The sequence below is a fragment of the Devosia rhodophyticola genome (genome assembly GCF_028816475.1).
Classification (GTDB): Bacteria; Pseudomonadota; Alphaproteobacteria; order Rhizobiales; family Devosiaceae; genus Devosia; species Devosia rhodophyticola.
In genome coordinates, this window is the sequence record NZ_CP118247.1 from 1,162,038 (window position 1) to 1,185,700 (window position 23,663).

16 protein-coding genes and 2 pseudogenes are annotated in these 23,663 nt (G+C 57.0%); 12 read left to right on the forward strand and 6 right to left on the reverse strand.

Features of this window, described 5'->3' with window-relative positions; genetic code table 11:
• Positions 1-57 precede the first annotated feature (57 nt).
• From PSQ90_RS05650 to PSQ90_RS05695, 10 genes are all read left to right on the forward strand, one after another.
• Positions 58-1,017 (forward strand): sugar-binding transcriptional regulator, encoded by a 960-nt coding sequence (locus PSQ90_RS05650; RefSeq protein ID WP_282212443.1) that lies wholly within the window; start codon positions 58-60, stop codon positions 1,015-1,017.
• 157 nt (positions 1,018-1,174) lie between these two features.
• On the forward strand, positions 1,175-2,482 hold the full coding sequence (locus PSQ90_RS05655; protein ID WP_282212444.1) for an ABC transporter substrate-binding protein: 1,308 nt from the start codon (positions 1,175-1,177) through the stop codon (positions 2,480-2,482).
• A gap of 232 nt (positions 2,483-2,714) precedes the next feature.
• Positions 2,715-3,587 carry a carbohydrate ABC transporter permease gene (locus PSQ90_RS05660; RefSeq protein WP_282212445.1) on the forward strand — a complete coding sequence of 291 codons (873 nt, stop codon included), beginning with the start codon at positions 2,715-2,717 and terminating at the stop codon, positions 3,585-3,587.
• Positions 3,588-3,598: 11 nt separating this feature from the next.
• Positions 3,599-4,429: a carbohydrate ABC transporter permease gene (locus tag PSQ90_RS05665; RefSeq protein ID WP_282212446.1), complete on the forward strand. Its 831-nt coding sequence runs from the start codon at positions 3,599-3,601 to the stop codon at positions 4,427-4,429.
• Positions 4,430-4,439: 10 nt separating this feature from the next.
• Positions 4,440-5,444 carry an ABC transporter ATP-binding protein gene (locus PSQ90_RS05670; protein WP_282212447.1) on the forward strand — a complete coding sequence of 335 codons (1,005 nt, stop codon included), beginning with the start codon at positions 4,440-4,442 and terminating at the stop codon, positions 5,442-5,444.
• Positions 5,445-5,519: 75 nt separating this feature from the next.
• The gene (locus PSQ90_RS05675) at positions 5,520-6,998 is read left to right on the forward strand and encodes a mannitol dehydrogenase family protein (protein WP_282212448.1); all 1,479 of its coding nucleotides are present in this window, start codon (positions 5,520-5,522) and stop codon (positions 6,996-6,998) included.
• Between the two features lie 61 nt (positions 6,999-7,059).
• On the forward strand, positions 7,060-7,728 hold the full coding sequence (locus PSQ90_RS05680; protein ID WP_282212449.1) for an HAD family hydrolase: 669 nt from the start codon (positions 7,060-7,062) through the stop codon (positions 7,726-7,728).
• Positions 7,729-7,751: 23 nt separating this feature from the next.
• Complete coding sequence (locus PSQ90_RS05685) at positions 7,752-9,431, forward strand: FGGY-family carbohydrate kinase (protein WP_282212450.1); 1,680 nt, start codon at positions 7,752-7,754, stop codon at positions 9,429-9,431.
• A 199-nt stretch (positions 9,432-9,630) separates the two neighbouring features.
• A complete protein-coding gene (locus PSQ90_RS05690; RefSeq protein ID WP_282212451.1) occupies positions 9,631-10,302 on the forward strand; it encodes a TetR/AcrR family transcriptional regulator in 672 nt (223 codons plus the stop codon).
• A gap of 42 nt (positions 10,303-10,344) precedes the next feature.
• Positions 10,345-12,915 (forward strand): PEP/pyruvate-binding domain-containing protein, encoded by a 2,571-nt coding sequence (locus tag PSQ90_RS05695; RefSeq protein WP_282212452.1) that lies wholly within the window; start codon positions 10,345-10,347, stop codon positions 12,913-12,915.
• Positions 12,916-13,008: 93 nt separating this feature from the next.
• On the opposite strand, the pseudogene PSQ90_RS05700 reads toward PSQ90_RS05695, so the two are convergent.
• The 5 genes and pseudogenes from PSQ90_RS05700 to PSQ90_RS05720 form a co-directional block, all read right to left on the reverse strand.
• Positions 13,009-14,226: pseudogene (locus PSQ90_RS05700) on the reverse strand (ROK family transcriptional regulator); the annotation flags it as partial.
• Positions 14,227-14,286: 60 nt separating this feature from the next.
• Positions 14,287-17,310: an alpha-mannosidase gene (locus PSQ90_RS05705; protein WP_282212453.1), complete on the reverse strand. Its 3,024-nt coding sequence runs from the start codon at positions 17,308-17,310 to the stop codon at positions 14,287-14,289.
• A 40-nt stretch (positions 17,311-17,350) separates the two neighbouring features.
• On the reverse strand, positions 17,351-18,193 hold the full coding sequence (locus PSQ90_RS05710; RefSeq protein ID WP_282212454.1) for a carbohydrate ABC transporter permease: 843 nt from the start codon (positions 18,191-18,193) through the stop codon (positions 17,351-17,353).
• Complete coding sequence (locus PSQ90_RS05715; RefSeq protein ID WP_282212455.1) at positions 18,190-19,119, reverse strand: carbohydrate ABC transporter permease; 930 nt, start codon at positions 19,117-19,119, stop codon at positions 18,190-18,192. Before PSQ90_RS05715 ends, PSQ90_RS05710 begins: the two co-directional genes overlap by 4 nt.
• An 80-nt stretch (positions 19,120-19,199) precedes the next feature.
• A pseudogene (locus PSQ90_RS05720) lies at positions 19,200-20,503 on the reverse strand (extracellular solute-binding protein).
• A gap of 243 nt (positions 20,504-20,746) precedes the next feature.
• Here PSQ90_RS05720 and PSQ90_RS05725 point away from each other — a divergent pair.
• A complete protein-coding gene (locus PSQ90_RS05725) occupies positions 20,747-21,793 on the forward strand; it encodes a Gfo/Idh/MocA family protein (RefSeq protein ID WP_282212456.1) in 1,047 nt (348 codons plus the stop codon).
• Positions 21,794-21,808: 15 nt separating this feature from the next.
• Here PSQ90_RS05725 and PSQ90_RS05730 read toward each other — a convergent pair whose 3' ends face one another.
• The gene (locus PSQ90_RS05730) at positions 21,809-22,924 is read right to left on the reverse strand and encodes an ROK family transcriptional regulator (RefSeq protein WP_282212457.1); all 1,116 of its coding nucleotides are present in this window, start codon (positions 22,922-22,924) and stop codon (positions 21,809-21,811) included.
• Between the two features lie 392 nt (positions 22,925-23,316).
• Between PSQ90_RS05730 and PSQ90_RS05735 the strand changes: the two genes are divergently transcribed.
• Positions 23,317-23,643: a BufA1 family periplasmic bufferin-type metallophore gene (locus tag PSQ90_RS05735; RefSeq protein ID WP_282212458.1), complete on the forward strand. Its 327-nt coding sequence runs from the start codon at positions 23,317-23,319 to the stop codon at positions 23,641-23,643.
• The last annotated feature ends 20 nt before the right edge of the window (positions 23,644-23,663 follow it).

Here is a 23,663-nt window from a genome sequence, read left to right on the forward strand (position 1 = left end):
CGGTTGCGGGCAAACGCTCAATAAACGAGTATTCGCTCGCAAGGGAGTGTTTCAGGGATGGTTCAGCGACAGGAAACGTCTGGAAACAGGCTTGACGATGCGGCCCGTGCCGGATGGCTTTACTATGTTGCCGGCAACAATCAGGAGCAGATTGCCCAAACGCTTGGGGTGTCGCGACAGACTGCGCAACGCCTTGTTTCCCTGTCGATTTCCGAGGGTTTGATTCGCGTTCGCCTCGATCATCCGATCGGGCGTTGCATGGAACTTGGCGAAAAACTGCGCCAACGGTATGCACTCGATTTTGTCGAAATTGTCCCCACTGATCCAACGGCACCCGACTCGATCAATGGCGTTGCGATTGCCACGGCCGGGCAAATCGAACGCTGGCTCAAGCACGATGAACCGGTAATCATGGCGCTGGGGACGGGGCGAACGCTCAAGGCGGCAATCGAGCAAATGAGCCCGATCGACGCGTCCCAGCACAAGATTGTTTCCCTAACCGGCTCCATCGCGCCTGATGGGGCAGCGGCCTATTACAATGTCATTTTCGACATCGCGCAAACCGTCAAGGCGCGCAGCTTTCCCATGCCGCTACCGGTCATTGCCTCCTCGTCCCGGGAGCGCGAATTGCTGCACGCCCAACCGATGATTCAGGAAACACTGACCCTGGCCAGACAGGCCAATGTGACGTTTGTCGGCATCGGCGAGATCGACCCGGACGCACCACTCTATGTCGACGGCTTTATCACCAGTGATGAACTGAGATCCCTGCAAAAGGCGGGTGCGGTGGGCGAGATCTGCGGCTGGAGTTTTGACGCCGATGGCAAGCTGATCGAAGGATTGACCAATGACCGCGTCGCGTCGGCCCCAGTGCCTTCGCGTGAAACCTCGCTGGTCGTGGCAATTGCCGCAGGCAATAAAAAATTGCCCGGCCTCAGGGCATCGCTTTCCCGCCGTTTGGTTAACGGTTTGATAACTGACGAGCGTACCGCAGAAAATCTGCTGAACACGCCCTAGCCCTTAGAAAATAAACATTAATATTCAGTTTTTTGCCGTTGCATTCGCTAACGAACCATTCGCTGTGCGCATACCCCTCTTGACTTCGTCGCATAAATAATGAGTATTTGCTCATTGCCGGAATAAATGCCCGGCTCGATTGTTGGGAGAACAACCGATGAAACTGACACCCATTCTCATGGGCGCGTTTACTCTAGCGCTTGCTGGCACCGCCTCTGCGCAGACGCTCACCATAGCCACTGTCAATAATGGCGACATGATCCGTATGCAGGGTCTGTCGTCCGCCTTTACCGACGAAACCGGTATCGATCTCAATTGGGTCGTGCTCGAGGAAAACACGCTTCGCCAGAACGTCACCACCGATATTGCCACCAATGGTGGACAGTACGACGTCATGACCATTGGCACCTACGAAGCCCCAATCTGGGCAAAGCAGGGTTGGCTGGTGCCGCTCGATGGCCTCAGCGCTGACGCCGCCTATGACGTCGATGACCTGCTGCCCGCAATCCGCGGTGGTCTCTCGCTCGATGGCAAGCTTTATGCTGCGCCGTTCTACGGCGAAAGCTCGATGGTCATGTACCGCAAGGACCTGATGGAAAAGGCTGGTCTGACCATGCCGGATGCCCCCACCTGGGAGTTCATCGGAGAAGCTGCGCGCGCCATGACTGATCGCGACAATGACATCAACGGCATTTGCCTGCGCGGCAAGGCTGGTTGGGGCGAGAACATGGCGTTCCTGACGGCGATGTCAAATTCGTTCGGCGCACGCTGGTTTGATGAAGACTGGAAGCCCCAGTTCGATCAGCCGGAATGGAAGGCGACACTGGATACCTATTTGTCGCTGATGAATGATGCGGGCCCAGCTGGTGCCTCGTCCAACGGCTTTAATGAAAACCTGACCTTGTTCCAACAGGGCAAGTGCGGCATGTGGATCGATGCAACCGTTGCAGCTTCGTTTGTAACGGGTCCCGACTCCACCGTTGCCGATCAGGTCGGTTTCGCTCTGGCACCGGACAATGGTCTGGGCAAGCGCGGCAACTGGCTCTGGGCATGGTCACTGGCCATTCCGACCAGCAGTCAGAATACTGAAGCAGCCGAAAAGTTCATCAACTGGGCAACCAACAAGGACTATCTGGCAACAGTTGCGGCTGAGGAAGGTTGGGCAAGCGTCCCCCCTGGCACACGCACCTCGCTTTATGAAAATGCCGACTATCAGGCAGCAGCGCCCTTCGCCAAGATGACGCTTGAATCGATCAATTCGGCGGATCCGACCAATCCAACTGTCAAGCCGGTGCCCTATGTCGGCGTGCAGTTTGTCGCCATTCCGGAATTTGCCGGTATCGCGACCAACATTGGCCAGCTGTTCTCAGCGGCACTGGCCGGTCAGATGTCAGCAGACGATGCCCTGGCCCAGGCTCAGGACGCCGCCACGCGTGATATGACCCGCGCAGGCTATATCAAGTAGGTCTGCTTCCGAGGAAGACAACGCGGCCGGAGTGTTCCGGCACCCCGGCCGCAGATATTTTCCGAACCGGATGCTGCCTCAAAAACCAGTCTCTCGAGGCAGCATCCAAATGAACCGCCCGGCTAACGGTACCCTCTTGAGGTCGGGCGGTTTTAATCAAACGATTTTTGCGGCACGCCCGTAGCGGCCGCCAAGGCGCACCGGCAAAAGTCCGGGTATTTGGGAGGACGAAATGGCTACAGCACAGACGCGAACGCTTGCTCGCACCATGATGGCGCCGGCCGTCATCGTGCTGCTGCTCTGGATGGCCGTACCATTGGCGATGACCATATGGTTTTCGTTCCAGAATTACAGCCTGATCAATCCCTTGATGACCGGGTTCGCCGGATGGGCGAACTATGAATATGTCATCGGTGATCCCTCGTTTACCCAATCGCTGATCAACACGTTGATCCTTGTGGGTGGGGTTTTGCTGATCACCGTGATTGGCGGCATCTTTCTGGCGCTATTGCTCGATCAGCCGCTCTGGGGTCAGGGCCTGCTGCGCATTGTCGTCATCTCACCCTTCTTCGTCATGCCGCCCGTTGCGGCGCTGATCTGGAAAAACGGCTTCATGCATCCCGGCTACGGCATGCTGGGGCATCTCTGGAAATTCTTTGGCCTGCAACCGGTGGACTGGTTCAACCAGTACCCGTTGTTTTCGGTCGTCGTCATCGTGGCCTGGCAGTGGTTGCCATTTGCGACCCTGATCTTTCTGACCGCCCTGCAGTCGCTCTCGGAAGAGCAGCGCGAGGCCGCCGAAATGGACGGTGCCAATGCAATCAACCGGTTCTGGTACATTATCATGCCGCACATGGCGCGCTCGGTCACCATCGTAATCCTGATCCAGACCATCTTCCTTTTGGGCATTTTTGCTGAAATCCGCGTCACAACCGGGGGCGGGCCGGGCTATGCCTCGACAAACATCGCCTTCCTGGTGTTCCGCACTGGTATTTTGAGCAACGACATCGGGGCCGGGTCGGCCGGGGGTGTGGTCGCTGTCATCATCGCCAATATCGTTGCCATCTTCCTGATGCGCGCCGTTGGCAAGAACCTGGACGCTTGAGGGAGCTGGAAATGGCACGCAACGTCTCAACCCCCACCAAAGTCGGCTTCACTATCGCCGCCTGGGCCGTCGCCTTACTACTATTCGCGCCGATCCTGTGGACCTTATTGACGGCATTCAAAACGGAGTCCGAGGCCATTGCCTCGAGCCCCACTTTCTTGCCGCAGAACTTCACATTGGAAAATTTTGCCGCCGTGCAGGAACGCTCGGACTATTTCAAACATGCGTTCAATTCCATTGTGGTGTCGGTCGGCTCGACCCTTCTGGGGCTGATCATCGGGGTTCCGGCTGCGTGGGCCATGGCCTTTGCGCCAACCAAGCGCACCAAGGATATCCTGATGTGGATGCTCTCCACCAAGATGATGCCGGCGGTCGGCGTCTTGATCCCGATCTATCTGATCTTTCGCGACCTGCGGCTGCTCGACACTGTGCACGGGCTCACCATCATCATGACGCTGATCAATCTGCCGATCATCATCTGGATGCTCTACACCTATTTCAAGGAAATCCCGGTTGATATCCTTGAGGCTGCCCGCATGGATGGGGCCGAACTATGGAACGAAATCGTCCATGTGCTGGTGCCAATGGCCGTTCCAGGCATTGCCTCAACGCTGCTGCTCAATGTCATTCTGGCGTGGAACGAAGCGTTCTGGACCATCACCCTGACTTCGGGCCGCGCTGGTACATTGACGGCCTTCATCTCCTCATTCTCAAGCCCGCAGGGACTATTCCTGGCCAAGCTTTCGGCCGCATCCCTCCTGGCTATCGCCCCGATACTTCTCTTGGGCTGGTTCAGCCAGAAACAACTCGTCCGTGGTCTCACCTTCGGCGCTGTAAAGTAAGGACAGAAAAATGGGTTCCATCTCACTCGAACACGTCAAGAAGTCCTTCGGCGAAGTTCAGATCATTCCCGATATCACGCTTGATATCAAAGACGGCGAGTTCGTCGTCTTTGTCGGCCCCTCGGGGTGCGGTAAATCCACCCTGCTGCGCTTGATCGCAGGGCTGGAAGACACATCGGGCGGCACCATCCTGCTCGATGGCGAGGACATGACCAAGGCACCACCTGCCCGTCGCGGCCTGGCCATGGTGTTCCAGTCCTATGCGCTGTATCCGCATATGAGCGTGCGCGACAATATCGCTTTTCCGCTCAAGATGGCCAAAGCGCCCAAGGAAGTGATCGACCAGAAGGTCGAATACGCTGCACGAACGCTCAATCTTGGTTCCTATCTCGACCGCCGGCCGCGCGCCCTTTCGGGCGGCCAGCGCCAGCGTGTCGCCATCGGTCGCGCCATCGTGCGCGAACCCAAGGCATTTCTGTTTGACGAGCCTCTGTCTAATCTGGATGCTGCCTTGCGCGTCAACATGCGCCTTGAGATCACCGAATTGCACCAGCAACTCAAGACGACGATGATCTATGTCACCCATGATCAGGTCGAAGCCATGACCATGGCCGACCGGATCGTTGTGCTCAACGCTGGCAATGTGGAGCAGTTCGGCAGCCCGCTTGAACTATATAAGAAACCTGCCAATCGCTTCGTTGCCGGCTTTATCGGATCGCCCAAGATGAATTTTGTCGATGGGCAGGAAGCGGCCAAGCACAACGCTCATTCCATCGGCGTGCGCCCTGAGCATTTCGCCCTTAACCGAACTGCCACCCCCGGGGTCTGGAAAGGCAAGGTCACCGTAGCCGAATTGCTGGGATCGGACACCTTCCTGCATGTTCAGGTCGAGGGCCTCGGGTTGATGACCATCCGTGCCGACGGCGATGAGACTTATACCCATGGCGATGATGTCTACTTGACCCCCGATGCCACGCGCATCTACAGGTTCGACGCGGCAGGAAAGGCTATTTAGGCGGTCAATCATCGCGACCACCTGCCAGGGCGGGTGCTCGCAATGGACACGCAATGCCACACCAGGGACAATCTTATGAGCACGAAACTCTCAGCGAAAACCCTTGACGCCATTTCCGTGACTGCATCCGTGCCGGGATACCGCCGGGATGATTTGCGCGCAGGCATCGTGCATTTTGGCATTGGCAATTTTCATCGCGCCCATCAGGCGGTCTATCTCGACGATCTTTTTGCCACCGGGTCTGACCATGATTGGGCGCTGGTTGGTGCCGGTGTTCGCGACGCCGATGAGGCAATGCGTCAGAAGCTGATGGAGCAGGACTGGCTGACAACCGTGGTTGAACGGGAGGCCGACACAAGTTCGGCCCGTGTCACCGGGGCGATGATCGACTACCTCAAGCCCGGCGAGTGTGCCGCGATAATCGAGCGCCTCACCGATCCGGCTATTCGCATCGTATCACTGACCATTACCGAGGGTGGCTATTTTATCGATCCGGCCAGCCAGGAATTCGATCCAACCCACCCCGAGATTGCCTATGACGCTGCCCATATCGAGGCACCGCGCACGGCGTTCGGCCTGATCCTGGCAGGACTTTTGCACCGTCGTCAGGCGGGGATCGTGCCTTTTACCGTTATGAGCTGCGACAATATTCCGGGCAATGGCCATGTTACCCAAAATGCCGTTGTGGGGATGGCCCGGCTCATTGATCCAGTGCTTGCGGAGTGGGTCAACGCCAATGTTGCCTTTCCCAACGGCATGGTTGACCGCATTACCCCGGCGACCTCAGAACGCGAAAAGGCGTTATTGGCCGAAAATTTCGGCATCGACGACAATTGGCCGGTGTTCTGCGAGAGCTTCAAACAATGGGTTCTTGAAGACAATTTCCCAGCGGGCCGCCCGGCGCTCGAAAAGGTCGGCGTGCAGTTCGTTTCCGACGTCGCGCCCTACGAGCACATGAAAATCCGCATCCTCAACGGAGGCCACGCCACGATTGCCTACCCGGCAGCTTTGATGGATATCCATTTCGTGCACGAGGCCATGGAAAACCAGCTTGTTGCCAATTTCCTGGCCACGGTCGAAAATGACGAGATCATTCCAGTCGTCCCTCCGGTTCCTGATACGGACCTCAACCAATATCTGGCCCTTTGCCAGCGTCGATTTGCCAATCCCACGATCGGCGACACGACCCGGCGCATTGCCCTGGATGGATCGAACCGGCAACCCAAATTTATCATTCCTTCGGCGCTGGATCGGGTCAAGGCCAACCAATCAGTGACCGGCCTGGCTCTGGTTTCAGCCCTGTGGTGCCGATACTGTTTTGGCACCACCGAAAGCGGTGCGGTAATCGAGCCGAACGATCCTAGTTGGGACCGTCTTACCACTCAGGCCAGGCGCGCCAAAAACGATCCAGTGGCGTGGCTCGCCATGACCGATATTTATGGCGAACTGGCGCACGATGTCTTTTTCGTCAGCGCTTTTAGCGATGCGTTGAGTGCGCTTTGGGCCGATGGGGCTGAAAAGACGCTTCAACGTTACCTTGAGGGTAACATGTGAGCACACATTTCCCTCGCATTTTCACCTGCCGTTCACGCCCATCCGGGTCGCGGACAGCGCCATGAGCGCTGCTTTCGATCTGGTCATATTCGACTGTGATGGCGTCCTGGTCGATAGCGAACCGCTGGCCATGCGGGTCCTGTTGGCAGCCATCGCGGCGCAGGGGGCAACCGTAACGCTTGAAACCGCCTATTCAAATTATCTCGGCCGGTCGCTGGCCTCGATTTCGGCCAGCCTGCTCAACAGTCACGGGGCACCGCTGGGCGCCGCCGCGCTCGAGGCCATGCGGGGCGATCTTTATGCGCTCTATCGCCGAGAGTTGCGCGCCAATCGCGGGCTTCCCGAGGTATTGTCAGCGCTGGGTGCCCCGTTCTGCGTCGCCTCCTCCAGTACACTCGAGCGCATCCGCCTTAGCCTTGACCTGACCGGCTTGCTGCCCCGGTTCGAGCCCAATATTTTCTCGGCCAGCATGGTGGAAAACGGCAAACCCGCGCCGGACCTGTTTTTGCACGCAGCCGAAAAAATGGGAGCAGACCCAAAGCGTTGCGTCGTGATCGAGGATAGCCCGGCAGGCATCGCGGCGGCGAAAAGCGCGGGGATGAAAGCCTTTGCCTATTTGGGGGGCAGTCACATTGCACCCAGCGGATTGCGCCCCAAGGTTGAGGCCCTCAACCCCGATGTGATGTTCAGCGATATGCACGCCCTGCCCGATCTGGTAGGCTCGGTCTGAACCAAGAACGAGGCGTTGCAACCTTGACAAAAAGTCTCCTGGTCGCTGTGGACGTGGGCACGGGGAGCGCCCGGGCCGGTGTACTCACCCCCCAAGGCGCACTGCTTGGCCGGGCCGAACAACCCATCCTGATGAACCGCAGCGACGCCAACCATGCCGAGCATGACAGCGAGCAAATCTGGCAGGCGGTCTGCGCAGCCGTCAGCGCGGCCATGACACTGGCTGCCGCCGATCCAAGCGAAATTGTCGGCATCAGCTTTGATGCGACCTGCTCATTGGTCGTTCGCGACGCCGGGGGGGCGCCGCTCAGCGTATCGCGTTCGGGCGAAACGCAATGGGACACCATTGTCTGGCTGGATCATCGCGCCCTTGCAGAGGCCGAGCAATGCACGGGCACCGGGCATGAAGTACTCAATTATGTCGGTGGCGTCATGTCACCTGAGATGGAGGTGCCAAAGCTGATGTGGCTCAAGCGCCACCTGCCTGACACCTGGGAAAAGGCGGGATATTTCTTCGATCTTACCGATTTTCTCACTTGGAAAGCTTCAGGCTCACTAGCGCGAAGCCAATGTACTCTCACCTGCAAATGGACCTATCTGGCCCATGAAAAGGCCGGATGGCGGCATGATTTTCTTGATGCCGTCGATCTTGCAGACATGCCTCAAAAGGGCCGATTGCCCGAGAGTGCCGCCGCGATAGGGCAGGACCTTGGGTCTCTCACCTCGGCAGCTGCCACAGCGCTGGGGTTAACGCAACGCTGCCGGGTTGGTGCCGGACTCATTGACGCTCACGCGGGCGCGCTGGGTTCGCTGGGTGCCTTTGCCGGACAAAGTGCGAACATTCATCGGCATTTGGCACTGATTGCAGGGACATCCAGTTGCGTAATGGCGCTTTCGCCGGAAAGTCGGCCGACCGCCGGCCTCTGGGGTCCTTATTTTGGGGCGGTGCTGCCCGATTGTTGGCTCAACGAGGCTGGCCAGTCGGCGACGGGCGCGCTGCTCGATCATATCCTGCGTTGGCACGGCGCTGGCGGCGAGCCAACACCGGCGCTACATGAACGGGTGGTGGCGCGAATAATGGAATTGCGTTCGGTCGAAGGGCGTAGGCTTGGTTCGCGCATCCATGTCCTGCCAGACTTTCATGGCAATCGGTCCCCACTTGCCGATCCCAATGCCCTCGGCGTTATTTCCGGGCTGACGCTGGATAGTGATTTTGACAGCTTGTGTCGGCTGTACTGGCGCACAGCGGTTTCAATTGTTCTGGGTGTCCGTCACATCCTGGAAGCGCTGAACCAAAAGGGCTATGCCATTGATACGCTTCATATAACGGGCGGGCATACCCGCAACCCCCTTCTGATGGAGCTTTATGCAGATGCCACGGGTTGCACGGTAATCGAACCCGCGACGCCCGATGCTACCCTGCTTGGTGTGGGCATGGTCGCTGCAACCGCCGCAGGGCTCTATCCCACCTTGAACGCTGCCGCCGCAGCGATGGCCCAAGGCGGTTTGACCCGCCCGCCAAATCCCGAAGCTCGAACGCAGTTTGATTTTGATTATCGTATATTCACCCGGATGCTGGCGCACCGAAGCGAAATCGATGAGGCACAAGACAAGGCCATCACTCAAACCAAGGCTTTTGACGTTCATCTACAACGCAATTCGCAGCCCGTTGATGGGCCTCCCGGACCTGCACATCCACAATAGGATACGGCGCTGGGTGCATCGTGCACGCGCCATGTTGCCCACTTGGATGCAGATTTTGGTCGCTAATTTCGATTGACCATTTGGGTCCAGCCAGAACCATTTTGGAATTTGTGTCGCAAAAACACACCTCGAGAATGGGTTGCAGGTTGTCAAACTGACCAATTATGCTTATTCAGTCATTATGACTTGGACACGCGAAATGACCAACGCCCTGCTGCGCAGGTTCATGATCGAGGATGACAAGGTTGATGCCAGGGAGCGCAAGCGACGAACGATCCTCGTCGCCGCCGCGAAACTGTTCGTGCGCTTTGGCTATCGCAAGACCAGTATTGACGATGTGGCACGGGACGCCAACGTCGCAAAGGGTACGATCTACCTGTATTTTGCGACAAAGCCCGAGCTTCTCCTACATACCGTTGTTGCGGAAAAGGCGCCTCTTGTCGCGACCTTTCTCGATGTCATGGAAGTTGCCGAACCGCGCGAACGCCTCTGGCGATACCTCTTTGAGACGGCGCGGGCATTTCCCCGGATGCCATTGACCACACAATTCACAGTGCCGGGCAATGATCTGGAACCGGCAGTGGCCGAACTCGGTCCGGACATCGCTGCTGCCCTTACCGAACATCGTACTGAGGCACTTGTGCACCTGGTAAGACCGTTCGCTGCTCGCGATTATGCCGGGCAACAGGACATTAAGGCCCGCGCCGCCGCCCTGCTTGGACTGATCTATGCGATGCCCGCCGCTCTGGAAAAGTCGATGGCTATTGGCCTCAGTGCCGACCGTGCGGCAGAGGTCTACGCCGATATGCTGGTCGGCGGATTTGCAGCAGAACCCTCATCAGCCGCCAAGATTACGCGCGGGCGAGCATAAGATCACCCGCGCCGGGTCAGACCAGAATTCAAAAGGTGAAACATGACAACGCTCATCTACGCGTTCGATGCCAGCGAAACGCCGACGCTGTCCGATGTCGGCGGCAAGGCACTGAGCCTGATCAGCACGACCGCAGCCGGTCTGCCAGTTCCCGCAGGATTCGCGCTGAGCGTAGCGTTCTTCGGGCCTTGGACGAAGGCAGTCAAACAAACTCCACAATGGTCGGCGCTCCTCAAAGCGCCAACCAAGAAGAATTGCGATCTGGTCAAGGGTCTGGCGTCGAAAATGGTCCTGACCGACGATCAGCGCGCGGCGCTTGAAACCCATCTCGATCAGATTGACGGCACGGGACCGTTTGCCGTGCGTTCATCCTCGCCAGAAGAAGACCTGTCCGGCACCAGTTTTGCCGGCATGTACGAGACATTTCTCGGCACAACCCGCGCAATGCTTGAAGGTGCGATCGCCAATGCCTTCAGCTCAATGTTTGATACGCGCGTCATGGAATACAAAGCGCAGCACAGACTTGCGCTCGAAGGTGCCAACATCAGCATTATCGTGCAGCGCCAAATTGCCAGTGACGTCAGCGGCGTGGCGTTTTCGCTCAATCCCATGAACAATTGCTTTGATGAAGCCGTCATTGACGCCAGTTTTGGTCTGGGTGAGGCGATCGTCTCCGGGATTGTCACACCCGACAATTACATCGTTGAGAAAGTCACGATGGAAGTGCTGGAAAAGCGGGTTTCGGAAAAATCTCTTGCCCTGCAACTGAACCCGGATGGTGGCATCTCGCAAACGGTTCCTCTGCAGCCGAAAGCGCAGGCGTTGACCGAAACGCAAATCCTCGAACTCACAGAACTGATCAAAGCGACCGAAGACCACTATGGTTTTCCGGTCGATATTGAATGGGCCTATGAGAGCGGCACGCTGTACCTGTTGCAGGCGCGCCCGATCACAACATTCTTCCCGCTGTTCCCCGAACTGATCACCGCGCCCGACGAACGCAAGAAGCTCTACATGGACATCATGCCGCTGTCCCAAGGGTTTAGCGACAATCTGTCAATCCTGGGCGGCGAAGTCTGGGATATCGTTCTGGACAAGCTGAAGATGGGGGCGGTTCCCCTGGGTGAGGACGGATACATTGTTGGCCTCCACGGGCGTCAGTACTTCCAGCTCAACAATGTATTCAAGGGGCTGGGGAAGCGCGGCATGCAGATGGCCTCGTCCCTCGATAATGCATTCGAGGGCCGGGAAGACGAAATATTCAAAGAGTATATCAGCGCGGAAATGACGCCTCTGATGAAGAAAGGGCGGCGGGCCCAAATCGCCATGTTGCTCACGCTGGGGCCGGGCATGGTTGGTAGCTTCTTCAACCCGGAAAAGGCCGCAAAGACCGTTGAAACCGCGGTCGACAACCTTCTGACCTTTTTCAAGGGCATGAAAAACGACCGGCCATTTGACGAAGTGGTGGAGTCTGCATTTGTCGCGTTTGACGAGAACTTCAAAGGGATGGTCGGCTTCATCGCCGGGGTTCTTGCCGAGGGTGGGTTGAAGAAAATCTTGAAAGGTACCGAAGCAGAGGCGTTGACCCAAGCCATAATGATGGATGTGCCGTCGAACCCCTCCAGCGCCATGGGGCACGAGATGCTGGCCCTCGCCAGCGCTCGAGAAATACGCAAAACCGAAGATGCCGCGATCTTCGAGGACAGGATCACCAACCGGACTTACTCGCCAGAGTTCATGGCGGCGTTCGACGACTACCTGTATAAATTTGGCGACCGTGGATTCAAAGAAATCGACGTGGCATCGCCTCGAGTGAGCGAGCGGCTTGGCGAGTTCTTCGTCCAACTCAAGGCGTTCAATCTGGACGACAATCAGATGATGAAAGTCGCGGCCCGCAAGCACGAAGCGATTGAGAAAATGCGTGTTGTCGCGCGCGAAAGGGGCAAGCTGAAAAAGTTCGACAAATCCTTGCGTACTATTGAACTGTTGTTCGGCCATCGCGAGACCCCCAAATATATGGTGGTGGTGATGAACGGGTGCCTGCATCGTTTGGCCCTCGAAATAGCTGATGGGTTTGTGGCGCAGGGGCGGCTTGAAAACCGCAACCAGATATTTGATTTGACGATTGAGCAGGTCAGCCAGGCGCAGAAAAACGCGGGATTAGACCTTTTGCCGCTTGTAGCGGCGAACACCGAGCCGCAGAAATTGTACGAAGGCGTAAAGGACTTCCCCGTCTTCATCGACAGCCGCGGCAAGATTTTCCGTAAGCAATTGGTGGCAGGTGATGGCGATCTGGCCGGCATGGCGGTGTCAAACGGCACCTATACCGGCCGCGCCAGGGTGCTTTTGAGCCCCTATGAAAAACCGCTGCTTCCCGGCGAAATCCTGGTCACAGTGGCGACCGAGCCGTCATGGACACCGATCTTTGTCAATGCCTCGGCGGTAGTTCTGGAAGTGGGCGGGGGCCTTCAGCACGGCGCCATCATTGCCCGCGAATATGGCCTGCCCTGCGTCAGTGGCTTGCCCGGCGTGACCAAGATCATCAAGGACGGCGATTTGCTCGAAGTCGACGGCACCAACGGCATCGTCAAATTTCTTGAAAAAGCCGTATGAATTGCGAATTGGCGAGGAAGACGCCGATTTCCCGCCGAACATTCTATCCTCGATTGTTGGACCAGGGAGATTGCAGGGCTTCGGGCATCTGGGGGGGACCCGGGTGAGCTGGGCGGGATCGTGCGAGCCGAGCATCAGTGCGGCAGCTAGGCACATTGAAGCAGCGCCGAGCGCTGCTGCATCTTCGATAGATGCGCGGTGGATTGAAGGGGTATCAGGATCGGCGTCGGACAAATGCTCGTTGGTGTAGCGGAGCAATTCATCGAGCAGACGAGTTGGCAACCGGCCGCCAACAACCACTGCGTCAGGGTCGACAATCAGACCGATATGGGCAACTGCTTCAGCAATATGGATGCTGACATGTTTCAGCCAGCCTGAAACCAGATCGCGGGCCCGTTTGTCCAGCGTCATCAAGTCATGCGGATTGGTAACAATGACGTCGTGCTCGCGCAAATACTCGTATAGGACAAACAGCGAAAATAGCTCACCCAAAGGCTGCACCTGACCCGGCGCAGGCCCGGCGTCTTCATCAGTCATGGGCAGCCAGCCGATTTCGCCACTGATCCCCATGGCACCCTCGTGGATCAATCCATCAAGAACCAGACTACCGCCAGCGCAGGCCGTAATATAGATATAGAAAAAATTATGACTTTCCGCGCCGAGTCCGAAATCGAGTTCGGCCATGGCGGCCGCGTTGGACTCATTATCAATGTAAACCGGGTGCGGCGTCAGCGCCGCCAAAGCGGCGCGCACGTCGAACCTGGTCCACTGCGTGTAATTTGCAGGCTTGCCTGCGATTGGCAGTTCACCGAGCCAATAGGGAATAGCGACGCCAATGCCCGACAGTCGAGCACTATCAATCAGCCGACTGCGCTCGAAATAGGAAATGGCTTCGCCGGTCAGTTCGACAAATTCATTGGGCAGAATAAAGCGTTTCTCGTGGTGCACCCGTCCGCGAACAGTCCCCGTGGCGTCTACCGCAACGATGGTCAGATGGTCGCGATCAATATCGACGCCAACCGAGAAACATCCCTTTGGATCCAACTCAAGCTCGATTGCGGGTTGTCCGCGAAGGCCGTGGCGGCGCCGCGCCTCCATCACCAGCCCTTCATCAAGCAACCGATCGACAATGCGAGCGATTGCCTTTTTCGTCAGCCCCGATTGACGGGCAATCTCGGCCCGGGAAATCGGGGCATGTCGATGGATGGCGCGCAAGACCAAACCGCGATTATGTTCGCCGGCTTGTCCCACGTTCGAACCGGTCAGATCAGCGCTATGGCCCCGCAAGGCTGACTTACTTCTGGCGGTCATTGTGACAGATCCATGTCCGTGGTGCGGAAACCGCCTTGAGCAAGTCGAACAATTGTCATTTCACCGCGTCAAAATCCAGCTCCGAATTTCAAATGGCCGCAACTCTGCGCCGGCGCCGCGTTCCATCGGCTCCTCCATGATGGAGACGGGACCAGTCGCACGCCAACCATTCTCAAGACCAAGTGCGAAGTTGCCGCGACGCCCGGCTGGTTCGTAGACCCGCAACACGATGCCGTCCTGATCCTCTGCCGGTTTCAGCGCCGACAGAGCGGCTGGAATGCCCGCAACGGAAACCGGTGTGACCACGTTCGCCTGGAGGCCGCTACCGGCGATGGACAAGAGCGGTTGGTTCAGATCGTCAGCTTCCTCTCGAACGCCACCGTCGAACCAGTCTCCCTCATGCGGCATAAGCGCATATGTGAAGCTTTGTTTGCCCTCGTCGGCCAGCGGATCGGGATAAATCGGCGAGCGTAACAGGCTAAGGCCAAGCACGTTGCCTTTTGCACTGTGCCCGTATTTGGCGTTGTTGAGCAGCGCCAATCCAAATCCTGGTTCGGAAAGGTCGACAAAGCGATGCGCGGGAGCCTCAAACATCGCCTCGTCCCACGAGGTGTTGGTATGGGTTGTGCGTCGGGTAACGCCATAGGCGCTCTCAAAACTTGCACCTGGGGAACGGACTGCCGCCGGGGTCAGTGTTCGCAGAAAGACGCGGCGGTCGTGCCAGTCGAGGTCCGTTTCAATATCAAGCCGTCGACTGTTGGCGGCGAGTGCGATGGTTTGGGCAATGCTCGAGTTGCGGAAATGCCGTGTGATTCGAACGGCTGCGCGGTGCGGGGTATTTTCGACAATTTCGATTTTGTCTATTGTGGTAATTTCTTCGCCGCGCTCGGCATAATCGGTCTCTACATCCCAGGCATCCCAGTTGCGCGGCTTGTCGACGGGATAGGCCCAAAGCTGGTTGCCGCGTCCTGCAAGGGCCTCGCGCCCCGTGGCTTTGTGAACCAGACTTGTGATGGTGCCATCCGAACCGATCGTCGCGCATAGATGCGCATTTTCAATTTTTGTCGTGCTGACGTTCAGTCCGGCAACGGGGGTCTGCGCCTTGGTATCAATGACCGCGATTCCAAGCGGCGGTATTGTTTTCGATGTCGCAATGGTTGAGCCGTCCGCAAGCCTTACGCGCATGGACCGGTCGGAAAGCGTCGGGTTAACGACTATCAGCCCATCCTCGATTTCTCCCTTGACCATCTGGCCGGCAATAGTTGAAAGGCCTTTTTGCTGAGCTGTCTGCCCTGCGTCGATCACGCCGTCCAACTCGCGCTCGGCGTCCTGATAGACCTCACTGATCGAGGAGCCGGGCAAAATGTCGTGAAACTCGTTCTTGAGCACCATGTGCCAATGGGGTTCGAGGCTTTCGGGTTTGTTGGCGCCCAGCATATGGGCGAGCGAAGCCAGCGTTTCAGCGGTTATCAGCGCGCGCTCAGCCTGCCGGTGTTTGCGCTTCACCCCACTCTGAGTGGTAAGGGTCGCCCGATGCAATTCGAGATAGATTTCGCCCTGCCAAACCGGCAGTGTCTGACTTGCAGCGGTTTTATGGGCGTCATCAAAGAATGATCGCACCGTGGTCCATCTGGCTTTGGGAAGCACGGGGAAGTCGCGCAATTGAACTTCGCGCTCGACCATTTCAGGGGTCACGCCGCCGCCCCCATCGCCATAACCGACTGCCAGCAATGTCGTGGGATGATCGACCTTGCCACGGAAGTTCTTCCAGGTGGGCACAAAGCAGTCGGGCCGGACAAAGCCGTTATATCCCTGCATTGGATTGTCGAACGTATGGGTCAGGACACGGCTGCCGTCCAGTCCTTCCCACCAGAACAGATCAGCCGGAATCTTGTTGGTTTCGTTCCAGTTGACCTTGATGGTAAAGAAGTTGTCGATCCCGCCCTGCTTGAGGATTTGCGGCAATGCGCCCGAAAAGCCAAAGCAATCGGGCAGCCAGCAGATAGTGTGACGGGTGCCGAATTTTTTCTCGAAATAGCGCTGGCCGTAAAGCACCTGCCGCACAAGGCTTTCCCCGGTCGGCATGTTGGTGTCGGGTTCAACCCACATTCCCCCCAGTGTTTCCCACTGACCTGATTTTACCTTTTGGGTAATCCGGTCGAACAGGGCTGGATCGTCGGCCTCGATCTGAGCGTAATAATGGGCCGTCGACTGGTTGAAACGGAAGTCGGTTGATTGGTCCATAAGCGAAAGTGCTGTGTGGAAGGTGCGGCGCATTTTTCGGCGCGTCTCGGCATAAGGCCATAACCAGGCCAGATCAATATGGGCATGGCCTGTCAGGGCAATCTCACCCTGCGGGGGAAAGCGCTTCGACAATGTTTGCAATGTTGCAACGAGCGCCTCATGGGCGCTTGCAACGCTTGCGCGCTCACCCTGGTTGAGGGCCTCTGGATGGTCGGTTGTTTCGGGCAACTGCCAGATACGCTGCTGCTGGGGCGATGGCGCCATCCGGGCGATATAATCGTGCGTAGCCGAAGGCCAGTCGAGCCCGCGCATGCCTGTTTCGGCGGCATCGAGCAGGTGAGGAACGACGTCATGCCCTTCGAGCACCGAGATGGCCTCGGCGATCTGGGTCAGCAAAAGCTGGAGACGATGGACGGGCAAGTCCAGCCAAATCAGTTCGGCGCGCATTAATTGCGGTTCGCGCACCGGTTGGCCAAACGGCAGTCGCGGTACGCTGTCGGTTGAGATGGCAAAGTTTTTCCCCTTGAGCGGGAATTCCTCGTGGTAGGGATCAAGGCCAAATTGGTCGGTATGGCCCTCTGGATAGTCCAACGACACCAGACTTTCACCACCCACATTAAGGGACAGACGCGTTTGCTCGATCGGCCAGCCATCTGGCACAGCGGCATGGGCTGCGAAATGCTGGACGCCGTCCTTGCCAGGCCAGAACTCACCCAGCGCGATGGGCGTTCCGTTAAATGTCCAATCAGAAATCGGGCAGGTTTGGCGCGCACGCCAGAAACCCAGTTCGTCGATCCGTACTTTGACGCGATCGAGGCGCTGCGCGAGGGTCAGGGACATTTTTGATATTCCGTCTATTGGTCGGTTGGTGGTGGTGTGATCAACCCTTGACTGCGCCGGCTGTCATGGCGCCAAGGATCATCCGTTGCAGGAGCAGGAATGCAATAATAGCGGGAACGACAGAGATCAAACAGGCCGCCGCCAGCAATTGCATCGAGGAGTCGTTCTGCATGCCCTGGAACTGGAAAATACCAACCCCGATTGGCATCAGTTTGGTTTTGGTCAACAGCAGGAACGGCACAAGGAACTGCGACCAGCCCGCAATGACGGTGATGATGAAGACCGAAGCCACTCCGGGTCCTGACAGGGGCAGAACAATGCGCCAAAATACTGCGAACCGGCTGCAGCCATCGATCATGGCCGCCTCGTCCAGGCTGCGCGGAATGCTATCCACAGTGCCTTTGAGCAGCCATGCGGCCAAGGGCACGCCCAGCGCGATATAGACCATGATCGCACCAAAATGAGTGTCGAGCAGGCCTAACCAGGCAAAATAGCGATAGAGCGGAACCATAATGACGAGCGGAGAAATCATCTGGAAGGCCAATAGCCCCATCATCCACGCGCTCTTGCCGCGGAAATTGAACCGGGAAAACGCATAGGCGGCAGGCAGAGCAACAATCAACACGCCAATTCCGCTCAGAACCGCCAGTAAAAGCCCGTTCCAAAGGTAGGTGGGAAAGAAATTGTTGGTCAGCACAGAAATGAAATTATCAATCGTCGGGTATTTGGGAATTAGTCGGGATACGCCGAGATAGATTTCGCGCTTGGTGCGCAATGCCAAAGAGAGTAGCCAAAACAGGGGGCCTGCGAAAAAGACGAACATGATCAGCATGAAGACATAGCTGAATACATCGCCCAATCTGGATATGGCTCTGGAGTTCATGACTTGGACTCCCTTGGCAGGAACATCGCGTAAATGAATGCGAGCGTCAGGCTCATGAACAGCATCAACACAGAGATAACACTCCCTCCGGACAAGTCGTAGTTTCGGAAGACAATGTTGAAGGTATAGAGCGAAATCACTTCAGTTGCCCGACCTGGCCCGCCACCGGTCAGCGAAATAATGGAGTCAAATGTGTTCATGGTCTGAATGGTAATCAGGATCATGTTGACGAGAATGACGGTGCGCATCTGGGGAAGCGTGATGAAACGCAAACGCTGGGTCGCCGAGGCGCCGTCGATATCGGCGGCCTCATACAGGGTTGGATCAATACCCTTGAGACCGGCATACATGACAACCATCGAAAAGGCTGTGCCGCGCCAGACATTGGAGATGACCACCGACCATGGTGCAATATTGGGATTTGAAAGCCATTCGACCGGTTGCAAATGAACCATGCGCAGCAGGGAATTCAGGCCACCGAACGGTGCCTCGGAAAACAGCATTTGCCAAACGATACCGCCGGCAATTCCGGGTACCACCCAAGCGACCAGCGCGGTTGTGCGCAGAATTGTTGTTCCAAACAGGCGACGTTTTTCGCCCCGAATGACAATCAGGGCGATGATGATCCCCAAGAGCTGTTGGCCCACGATACTGCCGCCGACAAAAATGATCGTCGTCAACAGGATGCCACCCAGGTCAGGCGATCCAAACGCATGGATGATCGAGGCAAACGTATAGGTGTGTTCATTGCCGATCAACGTCGCGTCGGTGAATGACAGGCGGATCACATCAAACACAGGGTAGAGGTAGAATAGTCCGATTACCAATATGACCGGCAGCATCCATGGCAGTGGGGCTCCGGCGAAGCGCCGGTTAAACCTGGTGCCAAAGCCTTTGCGTGGAACATCCATGGCTGTCGCTGTCATCTATCCATTCTTTCTATTGGAACAGGCGGGGCGGCATTTCCCAACCAGGAATTTGCCGCCACGCCCACATCTGGATAGGTCTAAAGCCGATTATAAGCCTCGAGTGAGGCATTATATGCGGCACTAAGAGCGTCTTCCGGTGTCTTGGAACCCGAGAGCACATCCCCCATCATGATTTGAATCTGATTGGAGATTTCTGGATAGATTGGAGCACCGGGACGAGCCTGCCCGTCGGCAAGATCAGCTGCGAACTCTTTGTTGACCGGGGTCGAGAATACCGGATATTTGTCATAGAGCGCGGCGCTCGTTGGCAATTGCTGTTGCAATGCGTTGGCTGGTCCCATGTAAATATCGCGCACCAGATCTGCACACATCTCGACTTTTTGTGGGTCCTTGGAGAAGGACGCTATGGTCCAGCCCCCGTGCCCGTCTTATGGTCATCAGCTGTTGGCCCGGGAATGTGCGAGAAGGTCCAGTCAGCGAACACATCGGGGTCGAGCGTCGATTCCAGTTGGGCATTTTGCCAGCTGCCACCAATGAACAGGGCAGTTGTTCCCGCAGCAGCAGCGGCGGCCAGATCGTCGTAGGTTACGATGGTTGCGACACGTTTTGGCGCTGCACCTGAATCCACCAGATCCTTGAAGTAATTTACAGCTTCAAGGAACTTGGCCCTGTTCTCGTCATCGCCAAATGTGGGTTTACCCGCATCATCGACCAGCTTGCCGCCGAGGGACCAATAGTTGGCCAGCCAGTCAAAGGTTGTGCCTTCCCAGCGACCACCGTTGAAGAGCACGCCTTCCATGCCCTGATCCTTGGATGCCAGAGCTGCTTTTTTCAGATCCTCCCAGGTTTGGGGAGCGTCAGGCACGATTGACTTGTTGCGATAGAGAACGCGCAAATCCGTGTCCCACCACCAAGCGTAAATCTTGCCATCGGCGCCCGAAATGCCCTCGCGAACGAAGGGGAACAGATCAGCAATTTCTTCCTTGCTGAAGTATGGGGTGAAATCGGAAAGGACATCATTGGCCTTGAACTGCCCAAGCACAAATGAGTCAACAGCGGCACAATCGGGGGCATTGCCGCTCTTGGCCTGTTCGAGCATTTTTGCCTGTTCGGTGCCGATATCCTGGGTCTGAATCTGCAGCTGAAGTTGCCATTCGGGATGCTTCTTGATGAAGGCCACGAACAGATCCTTGTACCCCGCCGCAATGTCGGGATCGGTGTTGCCGGGGCTGTCGCCGGTCAAGCGCACCACCAACTTGTTGGGTGCGCTGGCAAGGCCAATGCGATCAGGCGCAGAAAGGTCCTGATCTTGCGCAAATGTCGGCAATGATGCGCATAGAGCAGTGCTCAGCGCCAAAGCGCCGACGAGTCGGGTTATCATGGTGGGTCTCCTCCCGTTTGCTTTCATTGCAGCAAAGTTTTGGCAGGCTCAGTTGACCTGAGTTCATATTGGTGCTGCATTGTCGAGATTAAGTGACATTAGTTTTATGTCAAGAGAACTAAAGGGAAAATTTAGCTTCGAGCTTCCGACCCAACCACCGCGACGCCAAGGACGCCACCCATTGACCGGCTCGCATGCCGGGCCAAATTGACAGCCCTCACCCTTCAGACAGGATTCACTTCAATGCGCATTCTCATACTGGGCACAGGCGGCATGGCAAATCAACATGCCGCCAACTTCTCAATGATCGAGGGGGTATCCCTTGTCGGGGGCGTCGATGTTGTTCCCGAACGACTTGCCGCATTTTGCTCGGAGCACGGTATCGCCAGGCAGTTTTCCAGTTTCGAGGACGCTCTGAAATGGGGAGAGTTTGACGCGGTCGCTAATGTTACGCCGGATAGCATCCACCACCCCACCACGATGCAGGCGATTGCCGCCGGTAAGCATGTATTTTGCGAAAAGCCCCTGGCCACCGATGCAACACTGGCAATGGAAATGACCGACGCTATCGAAAAATCCGGAAAAGTCGGGATGGTCAATTTCACCTATCGCAATTCCCCTGCCCTGCAGAAAGGACGCGCGATGGTGCTGGCAGGAGAAATCGGTTCGGTGCGGCACGTTGAGGCGTCACACCTGCAAAGCTGGCTGGTCAGCACCGCATGGGGCGACTGGAAAAGCGAGAGCAAATGGCTTTGGCGCTTGAGCACCAAACACGGATCAAATGGGGCGCTGGGCGACATTGGAATTCATATCGTGGATTTTGCCTCTTACGGATCCGGTTTGGATGTCGCGCACGTATTTGCCCGGCTCAAGACTTTTGACAAGGCACCGGGCAATGTGATCGGGGACTATGTTCTTGATGCCAACGACAGCTTCACGATGAATGTAGATTATTCCAACGGGGCGGTTGGAACAATTCAGGCCAGCCGAACTGCGGCAGGCCAGTTCGATCAACTGCGACTGCGCGTTTATGGCGACCTCGGCTCTATCGAAGTTATCTATGATACGGGCAAATCAACCCTGCGCGCCTGCGTTGGCAGTGATGTAAACCAGGCTACATGGCGCGAAATTGCCTGCGATTTGGTGGAAACTAATTTCCAGCGTTTTGCCGCTGCGGTAAAGGCGGGTGAAACTCAGGAACCCTCATTCCGGCGGGCGGCCAATATCCAGAAAATACTTGATGGTGCCGTCGTTTCCGATCGTGAACACAAGGATGTGCCAACTGCGTGACAGCCGCTGAATTACCTAGGTGGGTGGGGGTAGTGGCGATGGTAACAATCGGTCAAAAAACGGCAATAGGGCCGCACCTAGAGCGATGCCACCCCGGTTGAAACTGGCAGGTTGAACAGACGATAGCCACGGGGTGGTAAACGGACGGATGGCGGTATCGTTTCGTTCAACGGTCAGTTGAGCAATCAACGCATTGATGAGGTGGGGAGGCAGATCCCCGCCGATCATGATGGCACCCGGTGCCAGAAATCCGGCTGCCGCAATGATTGCATCCAGCAGGTGGCTGGCTGCATCCTTGATCCAGCCATGCATTGCAGGCGATATCGGTATATCGACACCGCTCGCCAGGGCCGCGCGTTCTTTTGCATCCAGCCGGGCCCGAAGTGCTTCAAGTCCAACGACACTTTCGAGCGGCACCCGATCTACGCCTGTCAGCATGGAGCCAAGCTCGCCAGCGCGACCATGGACACCACCGAACGGGACACCGCGAACCATCAGACCGGCGCGCACTGTGTCGCCAATGATAATATAAATGAGCCCGCCCCCGACCGCACCGATGCCGAGAGTGCGCTCAGCGAGAACGGCCGCAACTGGTTCACGCTGAACGAATACCGGCAGTGGTGCCAGTGCAGCTGCCAATGTTGTCCGATCCAACCGATCGTGCGTGTCCATGCCAATGCCAACGCCAACAATTCTGGGGGTGGTCGTCAGCCCCGCATGCAAACGCTGGGGTAACTCGGGAAGCGCGGTGCCGATCTGTGCGTCCACACAAAATTCAATGGCGTTTCGCTCCCTGCCACTCAGGTCGAGCAATACCGCCTCGCCAATATTGGCGCGCAGCCGAATGCCGATCGAAAAGGCGCCGTCCGGATTGATGGCGAACTCCGTAGACGATGGGCGCGCGCCGGTATTGGGCCGCTTACGTTCCTTAATCAGGCCGTCCTTCTTGAGACGACTTACAATATTGGACACGCCGGGCTGGCTAAGGCCGCTGCGGTGGCCAAGTTCGAGCCGCGTCAAGGCCCCGTCGCGCCGAATAGCTTCCAACGTCACCCGCACATTGTGGTCGGCGATCTGCTCGGCAGCGCGACCGGCTTCCCGGATGACGGGTCCCTTAGGTGCGTTATCCAAAGTGCGCGGGGGAAGGTCAGAATGCTGCAAAGCCAATATCGCCGTTAAGGGTCGTCAGGAAAGAAAGACCATTCGCCGGGGCTGTTCCGGTCAGACCGAACTCTGATCACGACGCTCAGGAGCGCGAAAATCTCATGAATTTTTTGTCTGCCACGCCCTGAGGTCCGCAACGGACGTTTTTCTCATTCATCACCATGCCCGACATTGCACGAAGTTGTATAGGCTCGGTCCCTCCAATTATGGCCTGTGGGGTTGTGGCTTGATAGACGCGGTGCCGAAGGACCGCGATCACGAAGTCGTGTCCCCAATCCTGTAACATTGGAGCCCGTTGAACGAACTGACAGACGCGCGTCCAAAAAAGGGCGGGCCATTTCACCAAGGGAGAAACGAGCATGTCTACAAAAACAACCGTGAGCACGGCCATATTGGCTGGCGCAGTTTTGACAGCGCTTTCGTCGTTCGCCGCATACGCGGCACCGATGACGGAGGGAGAAATGTCGGCGGCGATGGATGCTGGCAAGGAAAAATGCTACGGTGTTTCCCTCGCTGGTCTCAATGATTGCGCAGCCGGACCCGGCACCACCTGCCAGGGGACGTCGACCATCGACTTCCAGGGCAATGCCTGGTCTCTGGTCCCCTCCGGGACTTGCGCAACCATCGCGGTGCCCGGCGACCGTATGGGATCGCTGGAGCCTCTGACCCGTGATCTTCCTGCCTAAGCAACAGATATGATCCGCCG

Bases quoted from the DNA above. Each gene is read 5' to 3' on its own strand.
- PSQ90_RS05650 (WP_282212443.1), top strand. From the start codon at position 58: ATGGTTCAGCGACAGGAAACGTCTGGAAACAGGCTTGACGATGCGGCC.
- PSQ90_RS05655 (WP_282212444.1), top strand. From the start codon at position 1,175: ATGAAACTGACACCCATTCTCATGGGCGCGTTTACTCTAGCGCTTGCT.
- PSQ90_RS05660 (WP_282212445.1), top strand. From the start codon at position 2,715: ATGGCTACAGCACAGACGCGAACGCTTGCTCGCACCATGATGGCGCCG.
- PSQ90_RS05665 (WP_282212446.1), top strand. From the start codon at position 3,599: ATGGCACGCAACGTCTCAACCCCCACCAAAGTCGGCTTCACTATCGCC.
- PSQ90_RS05670 (WP_282212447.1), top strand. From the start codon at position 4,440: ATGGGTTCCATCTCACTCGAACACGTCAAGAAGTCCTTCGGCGAAGTT.
- PSQ90_RS05675 (WP_282212448.1), top strand. From the start codon at position 5,520: ATGAGCACGAAACTCTCAGCGAAAACCCTTGACGCCATTTCCGTGACT.
- PSQ90_RS05680 (WP_282212449.1), top strand. From the start codon at position 7,060: ATGAGCGCTGCTTTCGATCTGGTCATATTCGACTGTGATGGCGTCCTG.
- PSQ90_RS05690 (WP_282212451.1), top strand. From the start codon at position 9,631: ATGACCAACGCCCTGCTGCGCAGGTTCATGATCGAGGATGACAAGGTT.
- PSQ90_RS05695 (WP_282212452.1), top strand. From the start codon at position 10,345: ATGACAACGCTCATCTACGCGTTCGATGCCAGCGAAACGCCGACGCTG.
- PSQ90_RS05705 (WP_282212453.1), bottom strand. From the start codon at position 17,310: ATGTCCCTGACCCTCGCGCAGCGCCTCGATCGCGTCAAAGTACGGATC.
- PSQ90_RS05710 (WP_282212454.1), bottom strand. From the start codon at position 18,193: ATGAACTCCAGAGCCATATCCAGATTGGGCGATGTATTCAGCTATGTC.
- PSQ90_RS05715 (WP_282212455.1), bottom strand. From the start codon at position 19,119: ATGACAGCGACAGCCATGGATGTTCCACGCAAAGGCTTTGGCACCAGG.
- PSQ90_RS05725 (WP_282212456.1), top strand. From the start codon at position 20,747: ATGCGCATTCTCATACTGGGCACAGGCGGCATGGCAAATCAACATGCC.
- PSQ90_RS05735 (WP_282212458.1), top strand. From the start codon at position 23,317: ATGTCTACAAAAACAACCGTGAGCACGGCCATATTGGCTGGCGCAGTT.